Genomic DNA, 21970 nt, shown 5'->3' with positions numbered 1-21970 from the left:
GCGTTGCCCGTGCTCAGCCCGCGGTGGCCGTCACCACCGTGTTGATCCGCTGCCAGAGCGCGGCGAACAGGTCCTCCCGGCGGTAGGTGCGGGGTTCCCCGGTGCCGCGGCCCAGCACCGAGAAGTCGTGCAGTTCGAGCAGCGCCGTGCCGGTCTCGGTGCTGTAGACCGGCCGGGCCCAGCCGTTGCTGCACGCGCTGCCGGCGTCGTGCCTGCCGACCACGAAGTTCACCGTCTCGTCCCCGCCGATGCCGCCGCGCTGGATGTCCAGTGCGTACACGGTGTCACCCGCGTGCTCGACGCGGACGGCGATCCGGGCGTCGCCGCGGTGCACCGTGCCGACGAACCCGCCACGGCTCAGCCCCGGCATCGCCGCGGTGAGCTGCTCGCCCAGGTAGCGCAGGACCGCGTCCTGCTCGGCGTAGCGGCTGAAGGTGGCGGGCACGGCGGGTGCCGGGGTGGTTTCCCTGGTCGCGGCGACCACTTCGCCGACCCGCGCCCGGCCCGCCCCGGCCGCTTCCGCCGCCTCCACCCGCGCCACCAGCGCCTCGGTGAGCCGGTCGTTCAGGCGCAGGTAGGTCACGTGCGGGTGCAGCAGCTCCGCGGGCACGGTGAAGTCGCCGACCAGTACCGGCAGCACGTGCTCGTCCCCGGTCTTCACCGCGCGCAGCATCGCCGTGGTGAAGTCGTCGACGGTGGAGACGAAGGGGAGGAAGAACCGCACCCGCGCGTCCGGCAGGTCGCCGCCTTCCTTGTGCGCCCACCACTCGTGGGTCTGGTCGGGTCCGTGCAGCACGGTCAGCCCGCGCTGGCGGCACGCCTCGACCACCTCCTCGACCGAGGAGCGCGTCTCCTCGGTGAACGACACGGCGACGTCGTAGCTGGTTGCCTCGCTCAATTCCGAACCTCCCTGTTCGCTGGTGCGTACGCGCGGCAGCATCCGGGACGGGTGTCGACCAGAAGTGGACCAGCGGTGGATGCCCCGGGTGTTTCCCGTTGACCACCTCGCCGGGAAACGGCCAATGCCTTGTTGGCCGGTGGGCCGCTGATGAATCCTCGATGTGGGTGCCGGAATCGACGGAAATGGCATCCGGAATTCAATTCACCCATTCCACAGGAGGATTTGTCATGTCCAAATACGTGTCCGCGTCCCTGGCCGCGGTGGCCTCGCTGACCGCCGCGTTCTGCCTTCTGGTGGCCGGTGCCGGCAGCGGTTTCGCGACTTCGTCGGACGAGCCGCCGTCCCCGCCGCCGACCACCACGCCCGGCCCCGGTCCCGACGGCAACCCGTGGCACGACTGAAATGCGTACCCGGCCGTTCGCGGTATTCCGCGGGCGGCCGGGTGATTGCGCGGGAACTGGGGAAGTGCTGTACTCGAGGTCAGTCGGACAGGAGGCGTGGTGGCCGGATCATTTGGTGAATTGCTGCGGGAACACCGCGTCGCCGCCGGTTTGTCGATGGGGCAGCTGGCCAAGCGCGTCCACTACAGCAAGGGCTACCTGAGCAAGCTCGAGAACGGGCTCAAGCCGCCGCACGAAACCCTCGCCCGGCTCTGCGACAGCGTGCTGGACGCGGGCGGGGCGCTGGTCGCGGCGGCCCGCGCGGCCCGTGACCACGCCGTTTCGCTCGACCGCCGCCAGGTGCTGGTCGCCGGCACGGTGCTCGGCGTGACCACGCTGGCCGGCGGCCCGCGGCCGGTGCTGGACGAACGGGTGGTGGCCGGTATCCGGACCTCGTTCGAGCACCTGCGGGAACTCGGCAGGCAGACGAGCCCGGTGGTGGTGCTCGAACCGCTGACCGCCCAGGTGCGCACGGTCTCCGCGCTGGCCAGGGAGAACCCCGAGCCGACCCGATCGCACCTGCTGCTGCTCGCCGCGCGGATCGCCGAGTACACCGGGTGGATGAGCCAGGAGGCCGGGGACGAGCAGCGCGCGTTGTCGTGGACCCGCCGCGCCGCCGAACTGGCGACCGCGGGCGGGGATCGCGAGATCGCCGGCTACGCGTTCGTCCGGGAAGCCGGGCTCGCGCTGTACCGGCAGGACTCGATCAACACGATCGCCCTCGCGCAACGGGCGCAGCAGAGCGCGCGGACGGGCTCGCGCACCCTCGCGCTGGCCGCCCGCCGGGAGGCGCAGGGGCACGCCCTGGCGGGCAACCGGTCCGAGTACCAGCGCGCCATGGACCGGGCCACCGAACTCCTCGGTTCGTCCGCAACGGACACACAGCCGTATCCGGTGCTCGGTTCGACCGCCCCCGATCCGGTGGAACTGGCACACGGGTGGTCGCTGTGCGACCTGGGGCGCCCCACCGAGGCGGCCGCGGTGCTGGACCGGGAGCTGCTCCGGCTGCCGTCGGAGTCCCGCCGCACCCGGGCCCGCTTCGGGGTCCGCAGGTCGCTGGCGCACGCGCTGGCGGGCGAGCTCGACCAGAGCTGCCTCACCCTGGCCGGCACGCTCGAGGACGTGGCGCAGGTCGACTCCGCCACCGTGCGGGTGGACCTGCGCGAACTGGCCAGGAACGTGGGCCGGTGGCACAACCACGGCGCGGTCCGGGAGATCTACCCCGAACTGCGGCGCCTGCTGCACCAGCCGGGCTGAACACCGCTCACCGCGAACCACCGCAATCGCACGACAGGGCCTCGCGTTCGGCACGCACCTCGTCCGCGTCCGGCACTTCGAGCGCGGTGAACCCGGCCTCCGCCGCCTCCCAGTGCGGCACGGCTTCGGCGTGCCTGCCCAGCGCGTGCAGGGCCTGCGCGACACCGCGGTCGGCGTGGGCCCGGTGGGTGTGGTTCCCGGTGCCGGTCGCCAGGTCCAGCGCGGCGCGGTGCAGCCGCAGCGCTTCGGCCGGGTCACCGCCGTCCTGCGCGGTCGCGGCGCGGTCGCGGTAGAGCTGGGTGCGCAGGTCGGCGTCGAACACCTCGGCCGCCACCGCGGTGGCCCGTTCCTGGTAGCGGGCGGCCTCCGCGAGCCGTCCGGCCAGCCGGTGCACGTTGCCGATGTTGGTCAGGGCGTAGGCCACCACGCAGTTGTCGCCCACCTCGCCGGCCAGCTGGTGCGCTTCCCGGTGATCGGCCAGCGCCTCACCCAGTGACCCGAGTTTCTGCCGGACCGAGCCGAGGTTGTTCAGCACGTGCGCCAGGCCCTGCACGTGGCCGATCTCGCGCAGGATGGGTACCGCGGCGCGGTGCTGGCGCAGCGCGACGTCCAGTTTCCCGTGCAGTTCGTTGAGGTAGCCGAGGTTGCTCAACGCGTGCGCTTGACCGCGCAGGTCGCCGACTTCCTCGTACTTCTCCAGCGCCGCCTCGAAGTGGGTGATCGCTTCGGCGTGCCTGCCCAGTTCCATGGTGGGGATGGCGATCGCGCACAACGTGGTGGCCTCACCGCGGGCGTCGCCCACCCGCGCCCACCGGGGCAGCGCCTGCCGGGCCAGGTCCAGCGCTTCGGTCAGCTCACCGCGCCGGTTGTGCGCGGTGGCCAGCCGGAGCAGCACGTGTGCCTGCCCGTAGGCGTTGTGCGGATCGGCGGACACGATCTCCCTGGCGAGTTCCAGCGTCTCCAGCCAGTCCTCGAACTGGCTGGTGGTGTGGAAGTAACGCCAGATCAGCACGGCCAGCCGCCAGGCGTGCTCCGGCAGGCCGTGCGCGGCGGCGTGGCGGATGGCGGCCACCAGGTTCTCCCGCTCGGCGGCGATCCAGGCGACCGCGGTGTCCGCGCCGTCGAACGTCCGCGCCACCGGGCAGCTGCGGTCCACCTTGGGCAGGCGGGGGCGTTCGAACGGGTACGCCACGCCCACCGCGTCCGCCAGGGAGACGAGGTAGAAGTCGAGCAGCCGGACCACGGCGTCCGCGGCCTCGGCGGGCGTGGCCGGGGGTGGTTCCGCCGCGGCGAACTCCTTGAGCGGGTCCAGCATCTGGTAGCGCTCCGGCGCCAGTTCCTCCAGCAGGCACACCTCGTGCAGGTCGTCGAGCGCCACCCTGGCCTGGGGCAGCGGCCGATCCGCGAGCGCCGCCGCGCCCGCCACCGTGATGTGCGGTCCGGGTGCGTGCCCGAGCAGGCGGAACAGGGTGCGCTGGCGGTCGCCGAGCTGCTGGTAGGACACCCGGACCGCGGCGGCGCCCGCCACGTCGTCGGTGTCCGCGTGCCACGGCCCGCTCTCCTCCAGCAGGCGGAGCAGGTGCGCCAGCGGCCACCGGTCGTGCCTGCGGAACAACGCGGCCACCACCCGGATCGGCATCGGCAGGTGACCGCACCGCTTGACCACCGCGGCCACCTCGGCGGTCTGGCCGCGGACGCGGAGCGGGCCCGCCAGCGTGCGGAACAACGCGACCGCGTCCTCCGGCGGCAGCGGGCTGAGCCGCACCTGCTCCCCGGTGTCCGGTTCACCCACCCGCCTGCTGGTCACCACGGCGAAGCAGCCCGGCGCCTCCGGCAACAGGGCACGCACCTGCTCCGCCGAAGCGGCGTTGTCCAGCACGATCAGCGTCCGGGTGCCGTACAACTCCGTCTGGTACAGCGTGGCCTTCCGGCCGGCCGACGCGGGGATCTGCTCCGCGGGCACACCGAGTTCGAGCAGCAGCTGGGTGAGCGCTTCGCTGACGCTCACCGCCGGCACGTTCGGGGTGAAACCGTTGAGCCGCACCAGGATCTGCCCGTCCGGGAACCGGTTCCGCAGCCGGTGCGCCGCTTCGACGGCCAGCCCCGTCTTGCCCACCCCCGGCGCGCCGCTCACCCACACCGCGTGGCGCCCTTCGGCGGCGGCGACCCGGATCTCGTCGAGTTCGGCGGTGCGGCCGGTGAACCCGCCGGGCCGGGACGCCAGTGAGCTGGCGGGCTCGCCGCGTTCCGCGCGCGCGGCGATGTTGCGCAGCACCGGTCCCGGTTCCATCCCGAGTTCCGCGAGGGCTTCGCTGGTGCTCTGGAAGACCCGGATGGCCTCCACCCGGTCGCCGTTCGCGAGCAGCGCGCGCATCAGCAACTCGGCGTGCTTCTGCCGGTCCGGTTCCTTCCGCACCAAGCGGCGGAGGCGGTCACGGGCGGACCGGTGGTCACCGGCGGCCAGCTCCAGACCGGCGAGGTCGCCAACGGCGTCGTAGTAGCTGTCGTGGGGCGAGATCACCTCGGTGCCGCCCACCCGGTCGATGTCGATGTCCTCCAGGAACGGGCCGCGCCACAGGTCGACGGCCGCACGCAGCAGGTCGATCGCCCGCCGGGGATCGTCCGTCTTCCGCGCCTCCGCGCACAGCCGGTCGAAGCGGCTGGTGTCGAGCTGTTCCGGCGAGATCCGCAGCAGGTAGCCGGTCGCCGTGGTCTCGATCGCCACGTCGCCGGCGTCGCCGAACGCCTTGCGCAACTTGTTGATGTACCCGCGCACGAGCGACCGGCGCTCGGGATTGCCCTCCCACACGATCTCGGTCAGCCGCTCCGCGGTCACCGGCCGGTTCGCGTGCAGCAGGAGCACCACGAGGATGAAGCGTTGCTGCTGGTCACCCAGCGGTACGGGGGCGTTGTCGTGCCACGCCTCCAGGGGACCCAGCATTCGAAATTCCACTCCGCCTCCCGGTTCGCGAGCCTGATCTCAGTGATTACGTCGCGCAAGCGTCCATCCGTGTGTCGTCCGATCCGCGTTCTTTCGACTTCTGGTCAACACGGGCCGGGCAGGTTCGGGCGCATGGTGTTGTCCTGTTATGTGGTCTGCGACCTTTCCTGCTCGATGACCGACCACCTCGACGAGCTGAACGCCGGCCTGCGGGAGTTCCGCGGCGCGCTGCACGCCGACCGGGCCGTCGCCGCCGGGGTCCGCGTCTGCGTGATCGGCTTCGCGGCGGTGCCGTTCGTGGTGCAGCCGCTGCGCCCGGCCCGCGAACTGGCCGAGCTGACCGGGCTGACGCCCGACGGCGGCAGCGATTTCGGCGCGGTGTTCACCCTCCTGCGGAACACGGTCGACCGCCGTGCGCTGGTCTTCTTCATCTCCGACGGCCGGGCGACCGATGCGGACTGGCCCGCCGCCTTCGCCGCGCTCACCGACCCCGGGCGCGGCGCGGTCCCGGAGGTGGTCGCCTTCGGCGTCGGCGCGGCGGACCCGGTGACGCTGGGCCGGATCGGCACGTCACGGGTGTTCTTCGGCCGCGACGGGACCCGCCTGGGGGCCGCCCTGACCGCGTCGGTGGTACGGGCGGTGCGGTCGGGCAATCCACGACATGTCCACTCCTGGTCCACTCGGCCGTCGCACGCTGCCGGTGAACCGGAGAAGGCAGGGGAGGCGAGCTGAATGGACGAGCACGGGGAGCTGGTGCGGGAACTGAAGTCGCTCCGCAAGGGGCGCGGGGTGCACGTCGGCCGGATCGGGGAGCGGATCGGGCCGAACCTGCGCGTGGTGTGTGGGATCACCGGGGACGACGGCCCGGTGACCATCCGGGGCAAGGTCGTTTCCCGGCTGGTCGAGCTGGCCGAGCACCTGCCGGAGGACCTGCGCCTGGCGACCGTGGCGGCGTTCGCCCTGACCACCGAGGTGCGGATGCCGCTCTACCAGGACCGGGTCGGCTGGGCGGCGACCCGGATCAACCGCGACTCGCGCACCGTGCGCCGCCGGGTCGACGAGGCCATCGACCAGCTGGCCGAGCTGGTGGTCACCGTTCCCCGCGCCGCGGCCGGTGCCTGGCACGTCGCGGAACTGCACGTGGCGGTGACGCTGGACCGCCCGCACCCCGAGGTGCTGGAGCAGTACCGCCTCTTCGCCGACCAGGACGGCCTGCACGAGCTGGACTTCGCGTCCCCGCTCGCCACCGCCCGCCGCCGTGCGGAGATCGACGTGCTCTACGGCGGCACGCTGCGGGACCACGCCACCCTGGTGCTGCCGGAGCCGTTGCCGCGGGGGCGGTCCCACGACTTCGCGGTGCGGTTCCGGTTGCCGCGGTTGCAGTCGTACGTGGTGCAGGCGCGGCAACGCCCCTGCGACCTGTTCGACCTGCGCCTGCGGTTCGGCCGGGACTGGACACCCCCGCACGTCTGGACCCTGCGCGACGTGCGTGAGGACGCGGGCGCTCCGCAGGGCCACCGGCACCCGGTGGACCGCGCCGGAGAGGTCCACCTGCGCTTCCGGCGGCTCCTGCCGGGCCTGACCTACGGCGCCCGCTGGGACGCCGACCGCGCCGTGCGTTCCCGTTCCTGCTCCTGCGGCGTGCCGAATGCTTCGTGAAACCGTTGACCACCAAGAGGAAACGGGAAACCCATGGCTCACCCCGATGAGCCGGGGCAATCTCGGCGGCGTGTTGTTCATCAGTTTCCGCGTCGGTGACGGGGAAGACAAGGCCGCCTGGCTGGACGCGGAGTTCGGCGCGGTGTTCGGCCGGGACCGGGTGTTCCGGTCGAGCCGGTCCATCGACCTCGGGCACGACCACCGGCCGATCATGTGGGGTGCGGTGGAGAACTGCTCCGCGATGCTCGTGGTGATCGGGGAGCGGTGGCTGTCCGAATCCGCGCTGTTCGAGCCCGGGGACGTGGTCCGGGAGGAGATCGCCACGGCGCTCGCCGCGGGCAAGCCGGTCATCCCGGTCCTCGACCTCCCCGGCCGCCTGCCGCGGGCGGACGAGCTGCCCCCGGACCTGGCCGAGCTGGCCAACTGCCAGTACGTCCGGCTGAGCTACCGCGACCCCCACGCGTTCCCCGGGCTGACCGAGCGGCTGCTCAAGGCCGCGCCCGACCTCGGCATCGGGGTGCTGCCGGGGATCGCGGACCTGGCGTCCTGGAACCGCGAGCGCACTTCGCTGACCGAGCCGGAATTGCCGCACGACCTCGTCCTGCTCGGCCGGGCGGCCGAGGTCGAACGGGTGCGGGCGTGGCTGGGTGAACCACCGGGGAACCTGGTCGTCCAGGGCCAGACCACCGAGGAGGTCGCCGCGTTCGCGGCCGCCGTCCTCGACGAGCGCTCCCGTGCGGTCCTGGTGACTTCCGAGGCGGGGTGGCAGCACGCGGCCAACCTCCCGCCGTCGTTCCCCGCGGTGGTGGTCAGCGACAGCATTCCCGTGGCGCAGGGCCAGCAGGCCCGGCACGTGCTCATCGCCCGTGACGGCTTCGAACACCGTCACGGCGATTTGGTGCTGCCACGGGTACCCCGGGACGAGGCCCGTGACGCCTTCCGCGCCGCCGGAGTACCGCTGCACCGAGCCGACGAGTACGCGGGTCTCGCCCGGCGCAGCCTTCGCGCGTTGACCCGGCGGCTGAGCCCGAACGCCCCTCGTCCGCCGTGGACGCAGGCCATCGCCATACCCTTGGTGCTCGTCAGCCGGTGGGCCACGGGGAACACCGCCGACCACGACGCCATCGCGCGGATCACCGGTCAGGACTACGCCGTTGTGGCGCGCTTCCTGTCGGCCAACGCGGTTTCCGGGGATCCGCTGGTCCACCGGAGCGGGTCCCGCTGGCAGCTCGCTGACCCGTTCGACGCGTGGTCCCAGCTGGGGGCCCAGGTCAGCGCCTCGGACATCAGCCGGTTCAGCGCGGTCGCGCTGGAGGTGCTGAGCGAGGTCGGCGGCACCCGCGGGTGGTCCGGCGAACTGCGGCGGGGACTCGCCCACGGACTCGCCCGCTTCGGTGACGCCGGGGTGGCGCCGATCGCCGGTGAGGCAGCCGAAATCTATGCGGCACGCGTGGTGCGTCAGCTGCTGGCGAAGGCGAACGAGGACCGGACCGGTTCGCTCTGGCGGTCCCTCAGCGACGTCCTCCCGTTGCTCGCCGAGGCGTGCCCGCGCATTTTCCTCGAAGCCGTCCGCATGGGCCTCCGCGGCGAGGATCCCCTGCTCCGCGTCGTGTTCGAGGACGAGTACGGGTACACCGGTCTGCTCTGGGCGCTGGAGACGATCACGTGGGCGCCGGAGCACTGCGCTGCCGCGATCCTCCTGATCGCTCGGCTGGCCGAAGTCGACCCCGGTGGCAGGCTGAGCAACCGGCCGGCGCGGTCGCTGGTGAACCTGCTCACCCACCGGCCGGGGAGCCCGATCGCGCTGGACCGCCGTCCGAGCCTCGTCAACCAGGTGCGGCGCCGGCACGCGGAGGTGGGGTGGCAGCTGCTGATGGATCTCACCGACCCGCGCCCGTTTTCCCCGTACTCGGCGCGGCCGCGGGTGCGGCGCTGGAGCGAGCCGGAGTCGCCGGACAACGCCGAGACCTACCGGGAGGAACTCTCCCGCGCGGTGCTGGCCGACCTGACCGCGGTGCCCGGCCGCTGGGCGGCCTTCCTGCCGCGCCTGGCCTGGCTCGCTCCGGACACCTTGGACCGTTTCCTGGACGCCCTCGAAACCGCCGACCTGGACGAAACCCTGCCGCTTTGGGAACAGGGCACGAAGTTGCTGAACCGGGGCGGGCCGCGAAACCCGACGCAGGACCGTTTGTCGTCCATCCTCGACCGCATCGAGCCGACGCTCGACCCGACCAGGCACTCCTGGGCCTTCGGCCGGCATCCGGACCTGCCCGGCGTCGACTCCACCGACCTGCGGGCGCACCAGGCCGCGCTCGAAGCACTGCACCAGGAGATCGTGTCCGCGGAGTTGCCCCGTCACGGTGTCGAAGGCTTGGTTCGCCTGGCGAAGGCGAGTGAACGGGGAGACCTGGTCGGCACGGCGCTCGCGCAGGTCGCCGGGGACACCGTGCGGGACGAGGTGTTCACCTTGCTCGGTGAGCCCATCGCGGCAGGCTGGACCCGTTGGCGTGCCCGGGAAGGTGGCCGGGAATGGGCTGTTGACGCGCTGGCCGTGCTCCCCGGCGATCCGGCCGCACGGGCGGCGTTCCTCCTCGCGTTGCCCGTGGCGTGGGCGTTCGAGTGGCTTGCCGTGGAAGAACCGGAGGTGTGCGAGCGCTTCTGGCTGCTGACACCGGCTTTCCCGTTCCCGGCCGAGGGGCCAGCGGATTACTTGACGAAGGTACTCGCCCAGGATCGACCGGAAGCGGTCATCAAGGCGATGTCCCTGTCGCTGCACGGGAAAACCGGCTCCTGGCGACCGCCGGTCGAACTCGTCGAGGCGGCTTTCCACCGGCTTCTGAGTTCACCACGTCAAATCAGCGATCACCCCGTGCATTCGATCGACACCCTGGTGACCCACCTGAGCACTGCGGGGCAGAGCCTGCGCGGGGTGGCGAGGTGGGAAATCGACCTCGCGGGTTTGTTCCACGAGCGGCGGCCTCAGGCCCTCCTGGAGTTGATCGCCACCGACCCGGCGAACTTCGTCGAACTGCACCAGTTCCGCTTCCTGCCGAACGGAAAGCTGAATCCCAAAGCCAGGCACTTCTTCGGGACCGGAGAACGCTTGCGTTGCATACCGGGGCAGTCAGGCGACGACGTGGACCGCGAACGGCTGTGCCGCTGGGTGGAGCAGACCCGCCTGCTCCTGGACGAGGCCGGTCTGCGGCGCAGTGGTGACCGAGCCATCGGCGCCCTGATTTCGGACGGACCGGCAGGACAGGACGGAGCATGGCCCACCGAGGCGGTCCGGGACGTCCTCGAACTGGACGACGCCGACGAACTCCGAGGCGGATTCCTCATCGGCCTCTTCAACAACATCGGCGTCACGACCCGAGGCGCGTACGACGGCGGGCAGCAGGAAGCCTCCGCGGCGAAGTGCCTGGCCTGGGCGGACGACGTGGAACCCAACTGGCCGCACACCGCCCAAGTCCTCCGCGACCACGGTGACCGCCTGAAGACATGGGCCAAAGATGACTACGACGAGTGATTCTCTGGGGCATGCGTGGATCAATCACGCGGTTTCCGGGTCGTGATGGTGTGCAGTGCGTGGACCAGTTCGCGGCCCGGACTGATGGTGCTGCTGCCCCTGGCTCCCGCCGCCACCTTGACCACGGTCAGGCGCAGCAGCTTCTTGGCGGCGCGCACGATCAGCACCACACCCATCCTGCCCACCGGACGCATCGGCGATCACGCCGCATCAGCCCGGCACGGAAACAGCCGACCAATCGCTACCGGTCGAACCGCTGGAGTGCCCCCGGCAGGATTCGAACCTGCGACACCCGCTTTAGGAGAACGTAGCTGCGGCGACGTGACGTAGGGCGCTGACCAGGCAAAATCTTCCAGCTAGGAAGCCCGAGCAGGCCGGTTCGGGGCGTCTTCGGGGTGGCATGGCACGAATCGTGGTCGTCACGTGAGACTGGCCGGCGGCTTCTGGGTCCCGCCATCTGCTGGGGCGGTTGGCAGCTGACCGCGGCCGCCGAGCGGATCGGATGCTTCGAGCGCGGCGCGGCAGGGGCGGCAGAGGACGCCGTGGTCAGGGTCGACGGTCGGTTCATCGCCGCACTTGAAGCACAACCTCGGCCCGCTGCTCATGCTACGTATCGTAGGCCGCCTACCGCGGGCCATCGAACACGTGTTCCCCACTACGTGGGCTCCGTCACCCCGTCCTGCGTTCGGCTGGTGTCCCACTCTGGTCGCCAGCCCGGCCGGTAGCGGTACTGCTGTGCCAGTGCGAGCATGAGGGCGAGGCCGTCCGGCTGAGAGAAGTCACGCGGGTTGGTTCGCTGTTGCGGCAGGCGAAGGAGTGCCTTGTAGATGACGCGCTGACCGCGAACCCGTTCGAGGGTCACCGCAGGGTCCGTGGCTTGCACATACTCAGCATCTTGTGCGCCGGGGCCGTAGATCGTGGGGTTGCCGGGGAACGCCGCGATCGCGTTGTCGGCGGCATCGACCAGGGTGATCCAGGACTTCTCGGGATCACGCTCCCGAGCGATCCGCCACGGACCAGCGCTGGCGTAGCGCGCCCGGCCCTCGTCGACGCCGAAATTCTGGCCGACGAACGCGCATAGAGCCCGGTAGTCATCATGGTTCATGGTGCCGATCATGTCTCACTCCGGCGGGTGATGTGCGGCCTGTAGAGACTGTCACCTGTTTGTGGCGGATGTCGCGACTGCGCCGAGGTTGTTACTGCTCTTGCGTCGACGAACCTTGGTGCAATTACTATGCTGCTGCATGAGCATCGACATGGGCGATTTCCCGACTTGGGTGTCTGCAGTATCCACCTTGGGTGCTTTGATCGCGGCAACCACGGCTGCTATGTACACGGGCAGGACAGCTCGGGCAACTCAAAGGCAGGTTGAGGTTGTTAAAGACCAACTTGAAGTAGTGAAGGAAGACTCCTTGCATGCTCAGGCGTCGGCGAAGGCTGCGGAGAAACGTGAGCGCGAAGCGGCCGCTGCTGCAGAAGGTCGGTTTCTTCGCACTCAGTTGGATACCAGGGCGCCTGTCGTCTACGTTCGCGCCACGCAAGGCTGCAAGTTAAACGGATGGGTTGGCGCCCCTCAGGGCGAAATACTTGCTCGCCCTGCCATTACTGCGGTGCCAATTGAAGTGGCCTCTGAAGTCAACGCGCTCACTTCTCGTGCGCATAAGGTTGATCAAGAGTTGATTCTTGGGGAAGAACGCTATATATTCGGCCTCGCCGTCACCTTGCGTATAGTCAATTGCTCAAGCATTCCGGCGGTAGTTGACGTGTTCCCCAGCGTCGGAAGCTTTCTTGGATATCCCGAGGGGAGTGTTACGAAAGTTCTTCCGCCAAATGAGGAACGAAGTCTGGTTTGGAGTCGAAAGTTGTCATCTTGGCTCTTGGGCACGGAAGAAGACATCCATCGTCCGGAGAATACTTTTCTTAATATCGAATATTGGGTCAGGGATCTGGGCATGAATATTCGCGACACGTACAAAATGTGTTTGGACCTCCGGTACTTCGGGAGAGACGGCTCTAGGTTGATTGTGCGCGGGCAGCCGTCGTATCCATGGACGGAACAGTTTGGCTATCAAGATGGCCACAGGAGGTATGAACGTTTAGAGGGCAATCAAGAAGACAGTGGTTCGGCAGGCGGCTGAGTGGTCGGTTCTCCCTGGCCGCATCACCAATCTCGCGGTTGGCTGGTGTCTCACTCTACGTACCGCCCCGGCCGGTTCCGGTCTCGGTGTGTGATCCATGCCCTTGATCGTGCCTCACTGACCCGGTGAGCGCAGTATCATCGGTCACGTGGCGGATGAAGACTTGCAGCGACGTGTCGAGCGGTTGGAACGGCTCGTGACGGAGTTGAGCGAGCGGTCCGTGGATAGCGCGGCGGCACGCGTGCTCGCGGCCGGCGCGGATCGCGACGTCGCCGAGGTCCGCGCCGAGCTGCGTGCCCACACTGGCACCCTCAACGCGCTTCGCGAGGATCAGGTCGACCTGCGGGAGGAGATGCGCAGGGGCTTCGCCACCGTGAACACCTCGCTCGGTCGGATCATCGAACTACTTGACCGAGACGGGCAAGACCAGCCCTGATCTGCGCAATGGGCGAGTGCGCGTTCGGCGAGGGGGCTTCGTTGGCCTGGCGGGCAGCAAATGACCAAATTCTGACAAGTTTCCGGCATGTTCGTTCCCCCTCCAAACAGTAACGTTGGTGACCATGCTTCTCGTCCAGGATGCTTCCGTTCTTGCAGTCCAACTCGTCGGCCCGTTGGGGCGACGTTGGCAGTATGTGCAGGCGCATAGGGCCCGGTAGCCGTCGTGGTTCATGCGCCTGCACATGTCCTGCCACGACGGTTGCCGCTCGTTGAGCCCGAGGTCCACAAGGCGCCAGTCGGCGCCTTGTGGACTGTAGCCTGTAGACGTCTTTGAATGGGAGCAGACTCCGTGACCGTGACCAGTAATGCACTCACCGCCGATTCAGCCCGCGCCGCTCTCAAGAGTGCGTGTCGTGCGGCGGATCTTCGCTGTAGCGATGCCACGTTGCTTCGGATGGGCGAGAATGCGATCTACCATCTTCCGTCGGAAAGTCTGGTGGTGCGTGTCGGACGGTCGAAGCTGGCCAGTGAGAAGGAGGTTCGGGTCGCCAAGTGGCTGGCTGATTCCGCATTTCCCGCCCTTCGTCTAGCGGATCATCCTCAGCCTCTCGCTGCCAATAATCTATATGTCACCTATTGGGAATACGTCGATCAGGGGGATCGAGAGCCGAGTTCGGTTGATTTGGCGATAATACTGCGTAGGCTCCATGGATTATCTGTTCCGATGGGGCTAAGTCTTCCTGATTTCGAGCCGATGCCCAAGGTCGACGATCGTCTTAATTCGATTCCGGTCAACGCCGTCTCGAAGGAAAATGTGGAATTCCTGCGGCGTCGCCACCTGGAGCTTCGGGATAGTTTTGAGCACCTGAAATTTGTTCTCCCGGCCGGGCCTATACATGGTGATGCGCATAATGGTAACCTGATGACTCGCCGCGATGGGTCGGTATGTCTTATTGACTTCGAGGACTTCGCATGGGGTCCGCGGGAGTGGGATGTCGCGGTGACCGCTGTTCGATACCAAGCATTCGGTTGGCTCGGTCGGCGCGAGTATGAGTCGTATGTGCAGGAGTACGGTTTTGATCCGCTGGCCTGGGAAGGGTATCCGGTCGTACGCGCAACCCGAGAGCTGAATATGACTACTTGGCTTATGCAGCAACTAGGGCAGTCTGCTCGCATCGACGACGAAGTCGCAGAGAGAATCAACAGCCTACAAGAAGATGAGTTTCCCCGCCGGTGGCGAGTGTTCTGACGGGAACTTTTCTCTGCAGTATTCGCTGAACGCGACGACTGTGCTCTCTTTGGATTTGCCCGATAGGCGAGCGTGGAAGTCTTTCAGGTAGGATATGACCCGGAAGGACTTCAATTCGGCTGCTGTGTCAACCACTCCGCGTGCCACGGCTAACGCTTCGTCCAGGTCGTTCGCCTGTAGGTGAGCAGTGGCAAGAACCGTTCGGCAGAACGAGAGACTGCGAACGTAAATGTTCTCCGACGACGCAATCGATGCCGCCGCGTGCTCGGCAGCACGGATAGGGTCACCGAGGTCTCGGAAGCAGTGAGCGAACTCGGCATGGAGTTCGGCTCGGTCGAAATATTTGATCCACTCGGGGTCATTGTCTGGTTGGCTGCGGCAGAGCCAACTCTCAGCCGAAGAAAGTGCGGCTGCGGTTTCTGCCTGGTTTCCCTGTGAGGCTAACGCGCGAGCCTCCATGGCGTGAAAAAGCGCCATAGTCGTGGCGGTTGCGTGGCCAGCAGCCCCGTGGGCGGCGGCGCGGGCAAGGTGTACGGCCCTCTCGTAGTCGCCGAGGAAGTTGGCCTGATGGCTCATACCTGCGAGGATGCGTCCACACAGTGCCCTATCGCCGCCAGCTCGTGCCAGGCGAAACGCCTGATAAAGGTACCGCTGGGCAAGGGCGTGGTGGCCAATATCGTACGCAGTCCAGCCAGCTAAGCGAGTGAGCGCAGCGACCGCCCGGAAGTACTCCCGCCCGAGTGTCGAATTGGGGGAGACGTGCGGAATCAACGGCAATACGTCAGTTTCGAGAAAACGTGCAACCAACGGCTTCGGCCGTCCCCCTCCGTAGCGATAATCGAAATTCGCGAACATCGTCGTCGCGTCGCGAACCGCCAACACATCCATCTCGTGGATCGGACGTGGATTCACCGGCTGCGATAATTCGGCGTCACTGCCGAACATCCACTTGGCGAGCAATCCGTCCCAAGCTTGCGGGACGACTCGTAGTTGCCGTACGACATCGTCCTGACGAAGCTCATAGTTGGCGAGCTGGGTAAGTGCGACAGCCGAGGCCGCGATGCTCTCAGGGTACTCAAGCGTGCCGTCGGTGCCGAGATCTTCGGTTCTTACGCTGCCGTAACCCACCTGCTCTAGCGTGACGGGCCGTCCGAGAGCGTGGGACAACACCCTGACAAGCACCTGGCAGGTGCGTGGTTGGGGTTGCTTCGTTTCCCCGCTCAGCCACTTGTCGACGTTCGTATGGCTTGGGGATACCGGCTCGCCGTTGTCGAGCTTGCTGAGGTCTCGCATCCGCTTCGCGAGGCCCTTATTGCTGATCCCAGCTTCCTGCATCACCGCAGCTAGATGGCGGTTGGGCGTCTTCTTCCGAGCACTCACAAGATCCTCCCGCCATCAGTAAAACACGCTCGACGGCCATGGGGGCACACGTTCGTGAAGCCGTGTGCCCCCTTCGTGCGTCATGTGCCTGTCGTTGTGCACTGCTGCGCGGCGTCGAGATCCGCTGAACTGGAGTCATCGCGACGAGCGCGATACGACACGGATCGGAGATCGACATGGCGAAGAACCCGTTCAACATCAAGAGCGGCGGCAGCGTCCTCAAGAAGGTGGTCGTTGCCTTGCTGGTACTCGCGATACTGGCCTTGGTGGTCAACCACCCGCAGGATGCGGCCAGCATGGTGAACACGGCCACGGATACGGGGGGAGGCATCATCGACAGCGTGGCGCAGTTCTTCCGTGGAATTGGGGGTCACTGACGCTCTTCGAGCCGGTCCACGCGTTCCCGGAGTGCGGCAACTTCCTGGGCAAGCTGCTCGAAGGTGATTGGCTCCGGCTCGCTGAATGGGTTCGCCGCGACGTAGGTCGCAACTGGCGGACGAGTCACTACCACCCCTCGTTCTCGTAGTAGGCGAAGCGCGCTGGTGAGCGTTCCGCCGGCAACGCCGTAGATCGTCTTCAACTCCCGCTGCGCCGGAAGTCGGGAGCCGGGAGCGTATTTCCCGCTCCGGATATCGTCGGTAATCCGCTTGGCTACCTGCTCAAACGGCGCTAGTCCCGCATCCTCAGCTGCCATGGCAGAAGCTTATCTGCCGTGTCCCACCTTGTACCAGTTCACTCGATCAGCCTATTCCCCAGTGTCTCAGTTTGTCCTAACTTGTACTGAGACATAGCAGCGAAAGGAACTTCCACGATGAGGTCCGCACACATCACCCGCCGCCAGGCCGAGGGCGCGTTCAGCGTTCTGGACGCCGACGTGAGTGGTTTGCAGGAGTACGTCGCCACCTGCCACGACCTGGACGAGCACAACATCGACCTGCTGCTCCAGGACGTCGACCAGGAGTTGGCCGCCGAGGCGCAGCCCGAGTCGACGCCGCCGCGGTGCGCCGGGATTGACGGCCGCGGGCCGAGCCGGTCGCGTCGTCGTGCCGACCGCGTGGTGTTGCAGGTGCTGAACACCCGGATCGATTTGTCCGGGCTGGCCGATGAGCTGACGGACGAGTTCGACGGCGAGGTCGCGTGATGACCACCGTGGTGCGCGCGTTCGAGCAGCTGCATTTGGACCGGCCGGGCGCGGACGCATCGCCGGTAGTGGTGGCTGCTTGGTACGAGGCGAAGGCCGCGCTGTTCTCGCAGTTCACCAAGGTGGAGTGCCCGGACGCTGACCACATCGCCGCCGCGGCGCAAGCCCGTGCCGAACGTCTTCGCCGCACCACCGCCTGATCTTTTCTCCGCCTGATCACCAGGCACCAGCACATTTCTTCGCAGATTTCCGCATTCGTTCCAGGGCACCGCCATGCCTGCTGCACGGAAGGACGATCATGACCCGCACTCCGACCACCGCGATCGCCGACCGGTTCCGCGCCCTGGCCGACACCCTCACCCGCAACGCCACCGTCTTGTCCGGCGCGGACCTGCCGGAGCCCGTCGTGTCGACCCGGGTCACGGTGTATCGGGATGTCGCGGCGCAACTGCGGCTGCTGGCCGCTGCCGAGCTGGAGCAGGCCGAGGGCAACCCGCTGGTGAGGGCGCTGCGGGAGGGTGACGTCGTGGTGGCGGTGGCTCGCCGCTGCGAGCAGCTGGCCGGCCTGCTGGCCGCCAACGCCCGCACCCTGACCACCAGCACGACCGATGCGGAGATGCTGCGACGGGCCGCGGTCTACCGCGACGTGGCTACCCAGGTCCGTCTGTGGGCGGCTCCTGAGGTGGACCGGGCCGAGATCCGGGTTCGGCGCTCCCTGCGTCCGGTCCAGCTGGGACAGCACGGGCGGATCGCACAGCTGGCCTCGGAGTTCTACCTCGACGCGTCCACGGGTCGCCCGGTGATCCGTGCGGCGTTCATGGCACCGCTGGTGGACGCGATCGCGAAGCGGCACCGCGCTGGCTGGTCGGTGGCCCGGCTGACGCTGTGGCTGGGCACGGTCCTGACCGACCCGCAGACCGGCGAGGTCTACCTGGCCTCGCGAGCCTTCGTCGCCTACGTCACCGGCCTGCTGACCGGCGCCCGTGTCGCCGGTCGCGCCGCCTGATCTCGCTTCCCCGGTTCTGACCAGCACGTCCTGCCCTGCGCCGCCCTGCGGTGGCCAGGCCCCTATCTACCCAGGAAAGGCACCCTGATGACCAGGACTCTCACTCACACCAGCACCGGTCCGGTGCGATTCGAGTTGGACACCGACATCGCCGAGGTCACCATCGCGGTCGACCAGGGCTGCGAGACGGCGTGCGTGCGGCTGGAAGCCGTCAACCCCGGCGATGCCGAGGCAGCGCGGCTAATCGAGAACGCCACCAGCGGCAGCGACGGCGAGCTGTTCAGTGTCCGGCTGCCCCGCGCCGGTGGTGGCGGTGACTCGCTGGTGGTGCGGCGCGGCCCCGGCTCGGTGCGCATCACCGGGGGCGTGGTGACCAGCTCGGTGGTCGGGATGGTGGTCTCCGGCGACGGCAACATCGTCTCCGGCGGCGACCTGAGCATCGTCAACGGCCAGATCATCGGCGGCACCGGCACCACGATCGTGGTCGGCGGCGGTGGTGGTGTGCGGGCGCTGGTGACCCTGCCCCCGGGCTCGGCGGCGAAGGTCTGCACCCGCTCCGGCCCGGTGCGCGCCACCGGCACGCTGACTCGCTTCGAGGTCGTCACCGTGTCCGGTGATGTGGACGTCGAGCACGCCGAGGTCGCCGTGCTGCGTACCAACTCCGGCGACGTGCGGCTGCGCCACAGCCACGAAGTGTCCGTCCGCACGATCTCCGGAGACGTGCAGATCTCGCGCCTGGCCGGTCCGGCGCTGCTGCAGGCCACCTCCGGTGACATCGACGTGCACGCGGTCGGCCCGTCGGGTGTGCGCGCCACCTCGGTCTCCGGCGACATCGAGGTCACCCACGAGCCGGGCGTCACCGTCCACACCGACCTGAGCAGCGTCTCCGGTCGCGCCCGTACCCGCCACTCTCGCCGCGTCTGAAAGGTGGTGACATTGACATGTCGAGCACGATCACTCGCGAGCACTTCCCGACGCCGGATTTGGCGTTGCGCAGCGACGACCCGGCCACGATCGAGCGGGTCCAGGGCTTCGCCCAAGAGCAGATGCGCGGCGCCTGCCTGGTGCACAGCTGCCTCAAGCGGGAGCTGACCCCGCTGAAGAGCCCGCGGCATCGGGCGTGGGTGCTGCGCGAGGCGTTCGAGGTGGCCATCCAGTGGCGCATCAAGCTGGCCCGGCGAGCCACCACCCGGCTCGGGCAGGGCCTGCCGCTGGACACCGCCCGGTTCGCGGTCCTGATCACCGACGCCACCGCCAACCTCGACCGGCTTGGGGATCTGGGCCGGATGCGGATCGGTGCGCAGTGGGACCCGGCGACCCAGACCTACACCGGTGGCCGGCCGACCCCGGCCAGCCGCATACTCGCCCGCTACGAGCAGCTGGCGCGGGCGCGGATGGACCGCGAGGTCGGCGACGCCGAGATGCTGGACAACCAGGTGCTGCTGCCGAACGGGCAGGCGGTGACCGGCAACCGGCTGGTACGCGGTGCCGCGGCCCGGGAACTGGGCCGGGAGCTGGCGGCCCGGGTCGCCGCGCGGGGCCGGGACGCCTCGCGGATGGAAATTGGCGGTGACCCGCTCTACGCGGTGACCGCCCCCCAAGCCGACCGCCACCGCATGTTTCTGACCGCGCTGGACCTGCTCGGCGGTGCCGAGCACGGCGACCTCGACGCGCTGCGGCAGGCCGAGTACCTGCTGTTCCAGTCGCCGAGGATGAAGAAGGGCAGCGACGCCACGGTGCGGGTGTTCCTGGTCGCGGTCAGCGCGTGCCTGCTCGACACCCCGCGGGCGCTGGCGCAGGACGCCGACTTGCGCGCCATGGTGCTCGGCCAGCGCGCCGCCACCACGGCACCGGACGGGCAGGCCGGGCGATGACCCCGTCCGAGCAGCAGCTCACGCTGCTGAGCACACAGCTGTCCGAGTTGCATGCCGAAGCCGAGGCCGACCGCGCCCGGTGCCCGCTGCTCGCCGATTTCCACCGCGGGCAAGCCGCGGCTTACCGCATCGCGCTGCACGCCTTGCACTGCTACAGCGGCGGTCGCTACGGCGCCAAGCACTTCACCGGCCGCTGAGCAGATCCAGGTCCGCCGCCTGTAGCCCGCACGAAAGGAGGGAGAGCATCGTGCGGCTGAATCTGGATTTCACGGGCCAGATGCCGGTCCACATTCCGAAAGGTACCGCGCTGGGCAGCACCGATCTGACGCTGACCGCCGGGCAGATCGGCGAGGCCGAGCGGGAGTTCCTGGGCTTTTGCAACTGCCATTGGCTGGCCGCGGCGATGAGCTGCATGACCGGCTGGGACGTGCTCGGGGTGAAGCTGGCCACAGGGCAGGGCTGGGAACCCGTGCACAGCGCGGTGGTCACCCCGACCGGCGAGGTACTCGACATCTTCGGCAGCGCCCCGGACTGCGACGAGTTCGCCCGCCGCTACCGCGACGCCTTCGGCCGTGAGGTGCGGCTGGATCGGATGGGGCCGGGCGAGATGTTCGACGACCACATCGACACCAGCGACCCCAGCATGATCGGTGACCCCGCGTGGTGGACCTGCAGCGAAACCGGGGCGGCGGTCTACCAGCACTATGCCCGGCTGGTCCTCACCCGCGCCGGCTACGCCGTTCCCGAGCACTGCCAGCCCGCCAGCGCGCCCGGCACCACACCCACCACCGCCTTCAGCGGTGGTGTCCCCGACCATTCCCCTGCACAGGAAGGACTTCCCGCGATGTCGGCAGTCGAGCAGATCCGAGACGTGCTGCACGCCGTGGACGGCAAGAGCGAGACGGTCCTGGCGCTGCTGGCCCAGGCAGCCCAGGAGACCAGCGAAATTCAGGCGCAGCTGGCTCAGACGGTCGGCGGCAGCACCCAGCAGGCCGTGAACACCGCCCAAGGCGCCTACGCCCAGATCGGTGAAGCACTGGTCCAGCTCACCGGGATGGTCTCCGGGGCCCGCACCGCACTCAGTGAATACGCCCACACCCAGCTGTAGGGCCTCGCGAGAGCACCACCGGCCTGCACTCGTGCCGCCGGTTCACCGTGACGCGGTACGCGCCACAACACGAACCGCGCATTCCGTGAGCAGAGAGGAGCCAGCGTGCTGGACCACGAGATGGACTTGTTGATCGTCCGATCCGCGCGCCGCACCGGGGTACGACCGCGTCGGGCGTCGCCGCTGGTGCGGATGATCACGCGGCTGATCGGCGCGGGGGACTCCACCGCCGACATCGCCGCCTACATGAACGCCTGGGTCGGCGCCCGCCACCCGATGGCCTCGCCCGCCTTCATCGACTGGGTGCGTGCCCAGTGAATGAACCACGAGCTGCACGAGGCGGCGCTTACCGCCCGGGTCGCCGGGCAGCTGTGAACCCCAGCCATGACCAACGTCTGGAAAGGACAGTGAAACCCATGAGCACGTCATCGATCGACGCCCTGGACGACCGGGGGGAGAAGGAATCCAACGTCACCGCCGATGTGGTGGCCTTCGCCCACGACGAGCACGGCGTGCTGCAGGTGCTGCTGGTCCAGCGCCGCTGGAACCCGTTCGCCGGGCGCTGGGCGCTGCCGGGCGGGTTCGTCGAGCCGGGCGAGGACCTGGACACCGCAGCGGCCCGCGAACTGGCCGAGGAAACCGGGGTGACCGACCTCGGGCTGACCCAGATCGGCGCCTACGGCACCCCGGGCCGCGACCCCCGCGGCTGGGTGGTCACCATCGCCTACACCGCGCTGCTGTCGCACCCGGTGCCCCCGCGGGCCGGGAGCGACGCCCGCCTCGCCCGCTGGTTCCCGGTGCGCGACCTGCTCGCCCAGCCCGACGAGCTGGCGTTCGACCACCACCAGATCCTCACCGACGCGCTGTTGGAGTGGGGCGGGCTGTCCCAGCACGGGGGACTGCTCGGGTGAG

Annotated in this window: 24 protein-coding genes; 18 read left to right on the top strand and 6 right to left on the bottom strand. The window is 68.6% G+C overall.

Annotated elements, in window-relative coordinates:
* Window positions 1-13: 13 nt before the first annotated feature.
* A complete protein-coding gene (locus tag AC07EG_RS03205; protein ID WP_478251338.1) occupies window positions 14-898 on the bottom strand; it encodes a hypothetical protein in 885 nt (294 codons plus the stop codon).
* A 230-nt stretch (window positions 899-1128) separates the two neighbouring features.
* On the opposite strand from AC07EG_RS03205, the gene AC07EG_RS03200 reads away from it, so the two are divergent.
* The gene (locus tag AC07EG_RS03200) at window positions 1129-1302 is read left to right on the top strand and encodes a hypothetical protein (RefSeq protein WP_478251337.1); all 174 of its coding nucleotides are present in this window, start codon (window positions 1129-1131) and stop codon (window positions 1300-1302) included.
* A gap of 99 nt (window positions 1303-1401) precedes the next feature.
* Window positions 1402-2598 carry a helix-turn-helix domain-containing protein gene (locus AC07EG_RS03195; RefSeq protein WP_478251336.1) on the top strand — a complete coding sequence of 399 codons (1197 nt, stop codon included), beginning with the start codon at window positions 1402-1404 and terminating at the stop codon, window positions 2596-2598.
* A gap of 7 nt (window positions 2599-2605) precedes the next feature.
* On the opposite strand, the gene AC07EG_RS03190 is transcribed toward AC07EG_RS03195, so the two are convergent.
* The gene (locus tag AC07EG_RS03190) at window positions 2606-5539 is read right to left on the bottom strand and encodes an AfsR/SARP family transcriptional regulator (RefSeq protein WP_478251335.1); all 2934 of its coding nucleotides are present in this window, start codon (window positions 5537-5539) and stop codon (window positions 2606-2608) included.
* 132 nt (window positions 5540-5671) lie between these two features.
* Here AC07EG_RS03190 and AC07EG_RS03185 point away from each other — a divergent pair, with 132 nt between their 5' ends.
* The 3 genes from AC07EG_RS03185 to AC07EG_RS03175 are packed head-to-tail and all read left to right on the top strand — an operon-like array spanning window position 5672 to window position 10724.
* Window positions 5672-6271, top strand: coding sequence for a vWA domain-containing protein (locus AC07EG_RS03185; protein WP_478251334.1), 600 nt, complete (start codon window positions 5672-5674; stop codon window positions 6269-6271).
* A complete protein-coding gene (locus tag AC07EG_RS03180; protein ID WP_478251333.1) occupies window positions 6272-7198 on the top strand; it encodes a hypothetical protein in 927 nt (308 codons plus the stop codon). It begins immediately after the preceding gene.
* 46 nt (window positions 7199-7244) lie between these two features.
* On the top strand, window positions 7245-10724 hold the full coding sequence (locus AC07EG_RS03175) for a hypothetical protein (protein WP_478251332.1): 3480 nt from the start codon (window positions 7245-7247) through the stop codon (window positions 10722-10724).
* A gap of 20 nt (window positions 10725-10744) precedes the next feature.
* On the opposite strand, the gene AC07EG_RS03170 is transcribed toward AC07EG_RS03175, so the two are convergent.
* On the bottom strand, window positions 10745-10900 hold the full coding sequence (locus AC07EG_RS03170; protein ID WP_478251331.1) for a hypothetical protein: 156 nt from the start codon (window positions 10898-10900) through the stop codon (window positions 10745-10747).
* Window positions 10901-11379: 479 nt separating this feature from the next.
* Window positions 11380-11841 (bottom strand): DUF6221 family protein, encoded by a 462-nt coding sequence (locus AC07EG_RS03165; RefSeq protein WP_478251330.1) that lies wholly within the window; start codon window positions 11839-11841, stop codon window positions 11380-11382.
* Between the two features lie 127 nt (window positions 11842-11968).
* On the opposite strand from AC07EG_RS03165, the gene AC07EG_RS03160 reads away from it, so the two are divergent.
* The 3 genes from AC07EG_RS03160 to AC07EG_RS03150 all read left to right on the top strand — a co-directional run bounded on the left by AC07EG_RS03160 (window position 11969) and on the right by AC07EG_RS03150 (window position 14549).
* Window positions 11969-12862 (top strand): hypothetical protein, encoded by an 894-nt coding sequence (locus AC07EG_RS03160; RefSeq protein ID WP_478251329.1) that lies wholly within the window; start codon window positions 11969-11971, stop codon window positions 12860-12862.
* Window positions 12863-13010: 148 nt separating this feature from the next.
* Window positions 13011-13298, top strand: a complete 288-nt coding sequence (locus tag AC07EG_RS03155; protein ID WP_478251328.1) for a hypothetical protein — start codon at window positions 13011-13013, stop codon at window positions 13296-13298.
* Between the two features lie 351 nt (window positions 13299-13649).
* On the top strand, window positions 13650-14549 hold the full coding sequence (locus tag AC07EG_RS03150) for a phosphotransferase enzyme family protein (protein ID WP_478251327.1): 900 nt from the start codon (window positions 13650-13652) through the stop codon (window positions 14547-14549).
* Here the strand turns inward: AC07EG_RS03150 and AC07EG_RS03145 are convergent.
* A complete protein-coding gene (locus tag AC07EG_RS03145) occupies window positions 14508-15929 on the bottom strand; it encodes a hypothetical protein (RefSeq protein ID WP_478251326.1) in 1422 nt (473 codons plus the stop codon). The two genes, AC07EG_RS03150 and AC07EG_RS03145, sit on opposite strands and share 42 nt — an antisense overlap.
* Window positions 15930-16105: 176 nt before the next feature.
* Here AC07EG_RS03145 and AC07EG_RS03140 point away from each other — a divergent pair, with 176 nt between their 5' ends.
* The gene (locus AC07EG_RS03140) at window positions 16106-16306 is read left to right on the top strand and encodes a hypothetical protein (RefSeq protein ID WP_478251324.1); all 201 of its coding nucleotides are present in this window, start codon (window positions 16106-16108) and stop codon (window positions 16304-16306) included.
* Here AC07EG_RS03140 and AC07EG_RS03135 read toward each other — a convergent pair.
* The gene (locus tag AC07EG_RS03135; protein WP_478251323.1) at window positions 16300-16623 is read right to left on the bottom strand and encodes a winged helix-turn-helix domain-containing protein; all 324 of its coding nucleotides are present in this window, start codon (window positions 16621-16623) and stop codon (window positions 16300-16302) included. The two genes, AC07EG_RS03140 and AC07EG_RS03135, sit on opposite strands and share 7 nt — an antisense overlap.
* 117 nt (window positions 16624-16740) lie before the next feature.
* Here AC07EG_RS03135 and AC07EG_RS03130 point away from each other — a divergent pair, with 117 nt between their 5' ends.
* The 9 genes from AC07EG_RS03130 (at window position 16741) to AC07EG_RS03090 (ending at window position 21969) form a co-directional block, all read left to right on the top strand.
* Window positions 16741-17070 (top strand): hypothetical protein, encoded by a 330-nt coding sequence (locus tag AC07EG_RS03130; RefSeq protein ID WP_478251322.1) that lies wholly within the window; start codon window positions 16741-16743, stop codon window positions 17068-17070.
* Window positions 17070-17270, top strand: a complete 201-nt coding sequence (locus AC07EG_RS03125; RefSeq protein WP_478251321.1) for a hypothetical protein — start codon at window positions 17070-17072, stop codon at window positions 17268-17270. The genes AC07EG_RS03130 and AC07EG_RS03125 overlap by 1 nt, the downstream gene beginning before the upstream one ends.
* Before the next feature lie 98 nt (window positions 17271-17368).
* Window positions 17369-18076, top strand: a complete 708-nt coding sequence (locus tag AC07EG_RS03120) for a hypothetical protein (protein WP_478251320.1) — start codon at window positions 17369-17371, stop codon at window positions 18074-18076.
* 123 nt (window positions 18077-18199) lie between these two features.
* Entirely contained in the window at window positions 18200-19000 is an 801-nt protein-coding gene (locus AC07EG_RS03115; RefSeq protein ID WP_478251319.1) for a DUF4097 family beta strand repeat-containing protein, read from the top strand.
* Between the two features lie 17 nt (window positions 19001-19017).
* Entirely contained in the window at window positions 19018-19950 is a 933-nt protein-coding gene (locus tag AC07EG_RS03110) for a hypothetical protein (protein WP_478251318.1), read from the top strand.
* Window positions 19947-20147, top strand: coding sequence for a hypothetical protein (locus tag AC07EG_RS03105; protein ID WP_478251317.1), 201 nt, complete (start codon window positions 19947-19949; stop codon window positions 20145-20147). The genes AC07EG_RS03110 and AC07EG_RS03105 overlap by 4 nt, the downstream gene beginning before the upstream one ends.
* 50 nt (window positions 20148-20197) lie before the next feature.
* Window positions 20198-21058 (top strand): hypothetical protein, encoded by an 861-nt coding sequence (locus AC07EG_RS03100; protein WP_478251316.1) that lies wholly within the window; start codon window positions 20198-20200, stop codon window positions 21056-21058.
* Between the two features lie 105 nt (window positions 21059-21163).
* Window positions 21164-21376, top strand: coding sequence for a hypothetical protein (locus tag AC07EG_RS03095; RefSeq protein WP_478251315.1), 213 nt, complete (start codon window positions 21164-21166; stop codon window positions 21374-21376).
* A gap of 98 nt (window positions 21377-21474) precedes the next feature.
* Window positions 21475-21969 carry an NUDIX domain-containing protein gene (locus AC07EG_RS03090; RefSeq protein ID WP_478251314.1) on the top strand — a complete coding sequence of 165 codons (495 nt, stop codon included), beginning with the start codon at window positions 21475-21477 and terminating at the stop codon, window positions 21967-21969.
* Window position 21970 lies beyond the last annotated feature (1 nt).

The organism is Amycolatopsis sp. NPDC045836 (assembly GCF_056431745.1).
Note: the sequence above shows the minus strand (reverse complement) of the source record. Positions and strands in the feature narration are given on the sequence as shown.

Excerpts from the sequence above, each read along its gene's own strand:
- AC07EG_RS03105 (WP_478251317.1), top strand. The coding sequence starts at position 19,947 with ATGACCCCGTCCGAGCAGCAGCTCACGCTGCTGAGCACACAGCTGTCC.
- AC07EG_RS03125 (WP_478251321.1), top strand. The coding sequence starts at position 17,070 with ATGACCACCGTGGTGCGCGCGTTCGAGCAGCTGCATTTGGACCGGCCG.
- AC07EG_RS03135 (WP_478251323.1), bottom strand. The coding sequence starts at position 16,623 with ATGGCAGCTGAGGATGCGGGACTAGCGCCGTTTGAGCAGGTAGCCAAG.
- AC07EG_RS03090 (WP_478251314.1), top strand. The coding sequence starts at position 21,475 with ATGAGCACGTCATCGATCGACGCCCTGGACGACCGGGGGGAGAAGGAA.
- AC07EG_RS03140 (WP_478251324.1), top strand. The coding sequence starts at position 16,106 with ATGGCGAAGAACCCGTTCAACATCAAGAGCGGCGGCAGCGTCCTCAAG.
- AC07EG_RS03120 (WP_478251320.1), top strand. The coding sequence starts at position 17,369 with ATGACCCGCACTCCGACCACCGCGATCGCCGACCGGTTCCGCGCCCTG.
- AC07EG_RS03180 (WP_478251333.1), top strand. The coding sequence starts at position 6,272 with ATGGACGAGCACGGGGAGCTGGTGCGGGAACTGAAGTCGCTCCGCAAG.
- AC07EG_RS03175 (WP_478251332.1), top strand. The coding sequence starts at position 7,245 with ATGAGCCGGGGCAATCTCGGCGGCGTGTTGTTCATCAGTTTCCGCGTC.
- AC07EG_RS03190 (WP_478251335.1), bottom strand. The coding sequence starts at position 5,539 with ATGCTGGGTCCCCTGGAGGCGTGGCACGACAACGCCCCCGTACCGCTG.
- AC07EG_RS03185 (WP_478251334.1), top strand. The coding sequence starts at position 5,672 with ATGGTGTTGTCCTGTTATGTGGTCTGCGACCTTTCCTGCTCGATGACC.
- AC07EG_RS03165 (WP_478251330.1), bottom strand. The coding sequence starts at position 11,841 with ATGATCGGCACCATGAACCATGATGACTACCGGGCTCTATGCGCGTTC.
- AC07EG_RS03170 (WP_478251331.1), bottom strand. The coding sequence starts at position 10,900 with ATGGGTGTGGTGCTGATCGTGCGCGCCGCCAAGAAGCTGCTGCGCCTG.
- AC07EG_RS03160 (WP_478251329.1), top strand. The coding sequence starts at position 11,969 with ATGAGCATCGACATGGGCGATTTCCCGACTTGGGTGTCTGCAGTATCC.
- AC07EG_RS03130 (WP_478251322.1), top strand. The coding sequence starts at position 16,741 with ATGAGGTCCGCACACATCACCCGCCGCCAGGCCGAGGGCGCGTTCAGC.
- AC07EG_RS03110 (WP_478251318.1), top strand. The coding sequence starts at position 19,018 with ATGTCGAGCACGATCACTCGCGAGCACTTCCCGACGCCGGATTTGGCG.
- AC07EG_RS03200 (WP_478251337.1), top strand. The coding sequence starts at position 1,129 with ATGTCCAAATACGTGTCCGCGTCCCTGGCCGCGGTGGCCTCGCTGACC.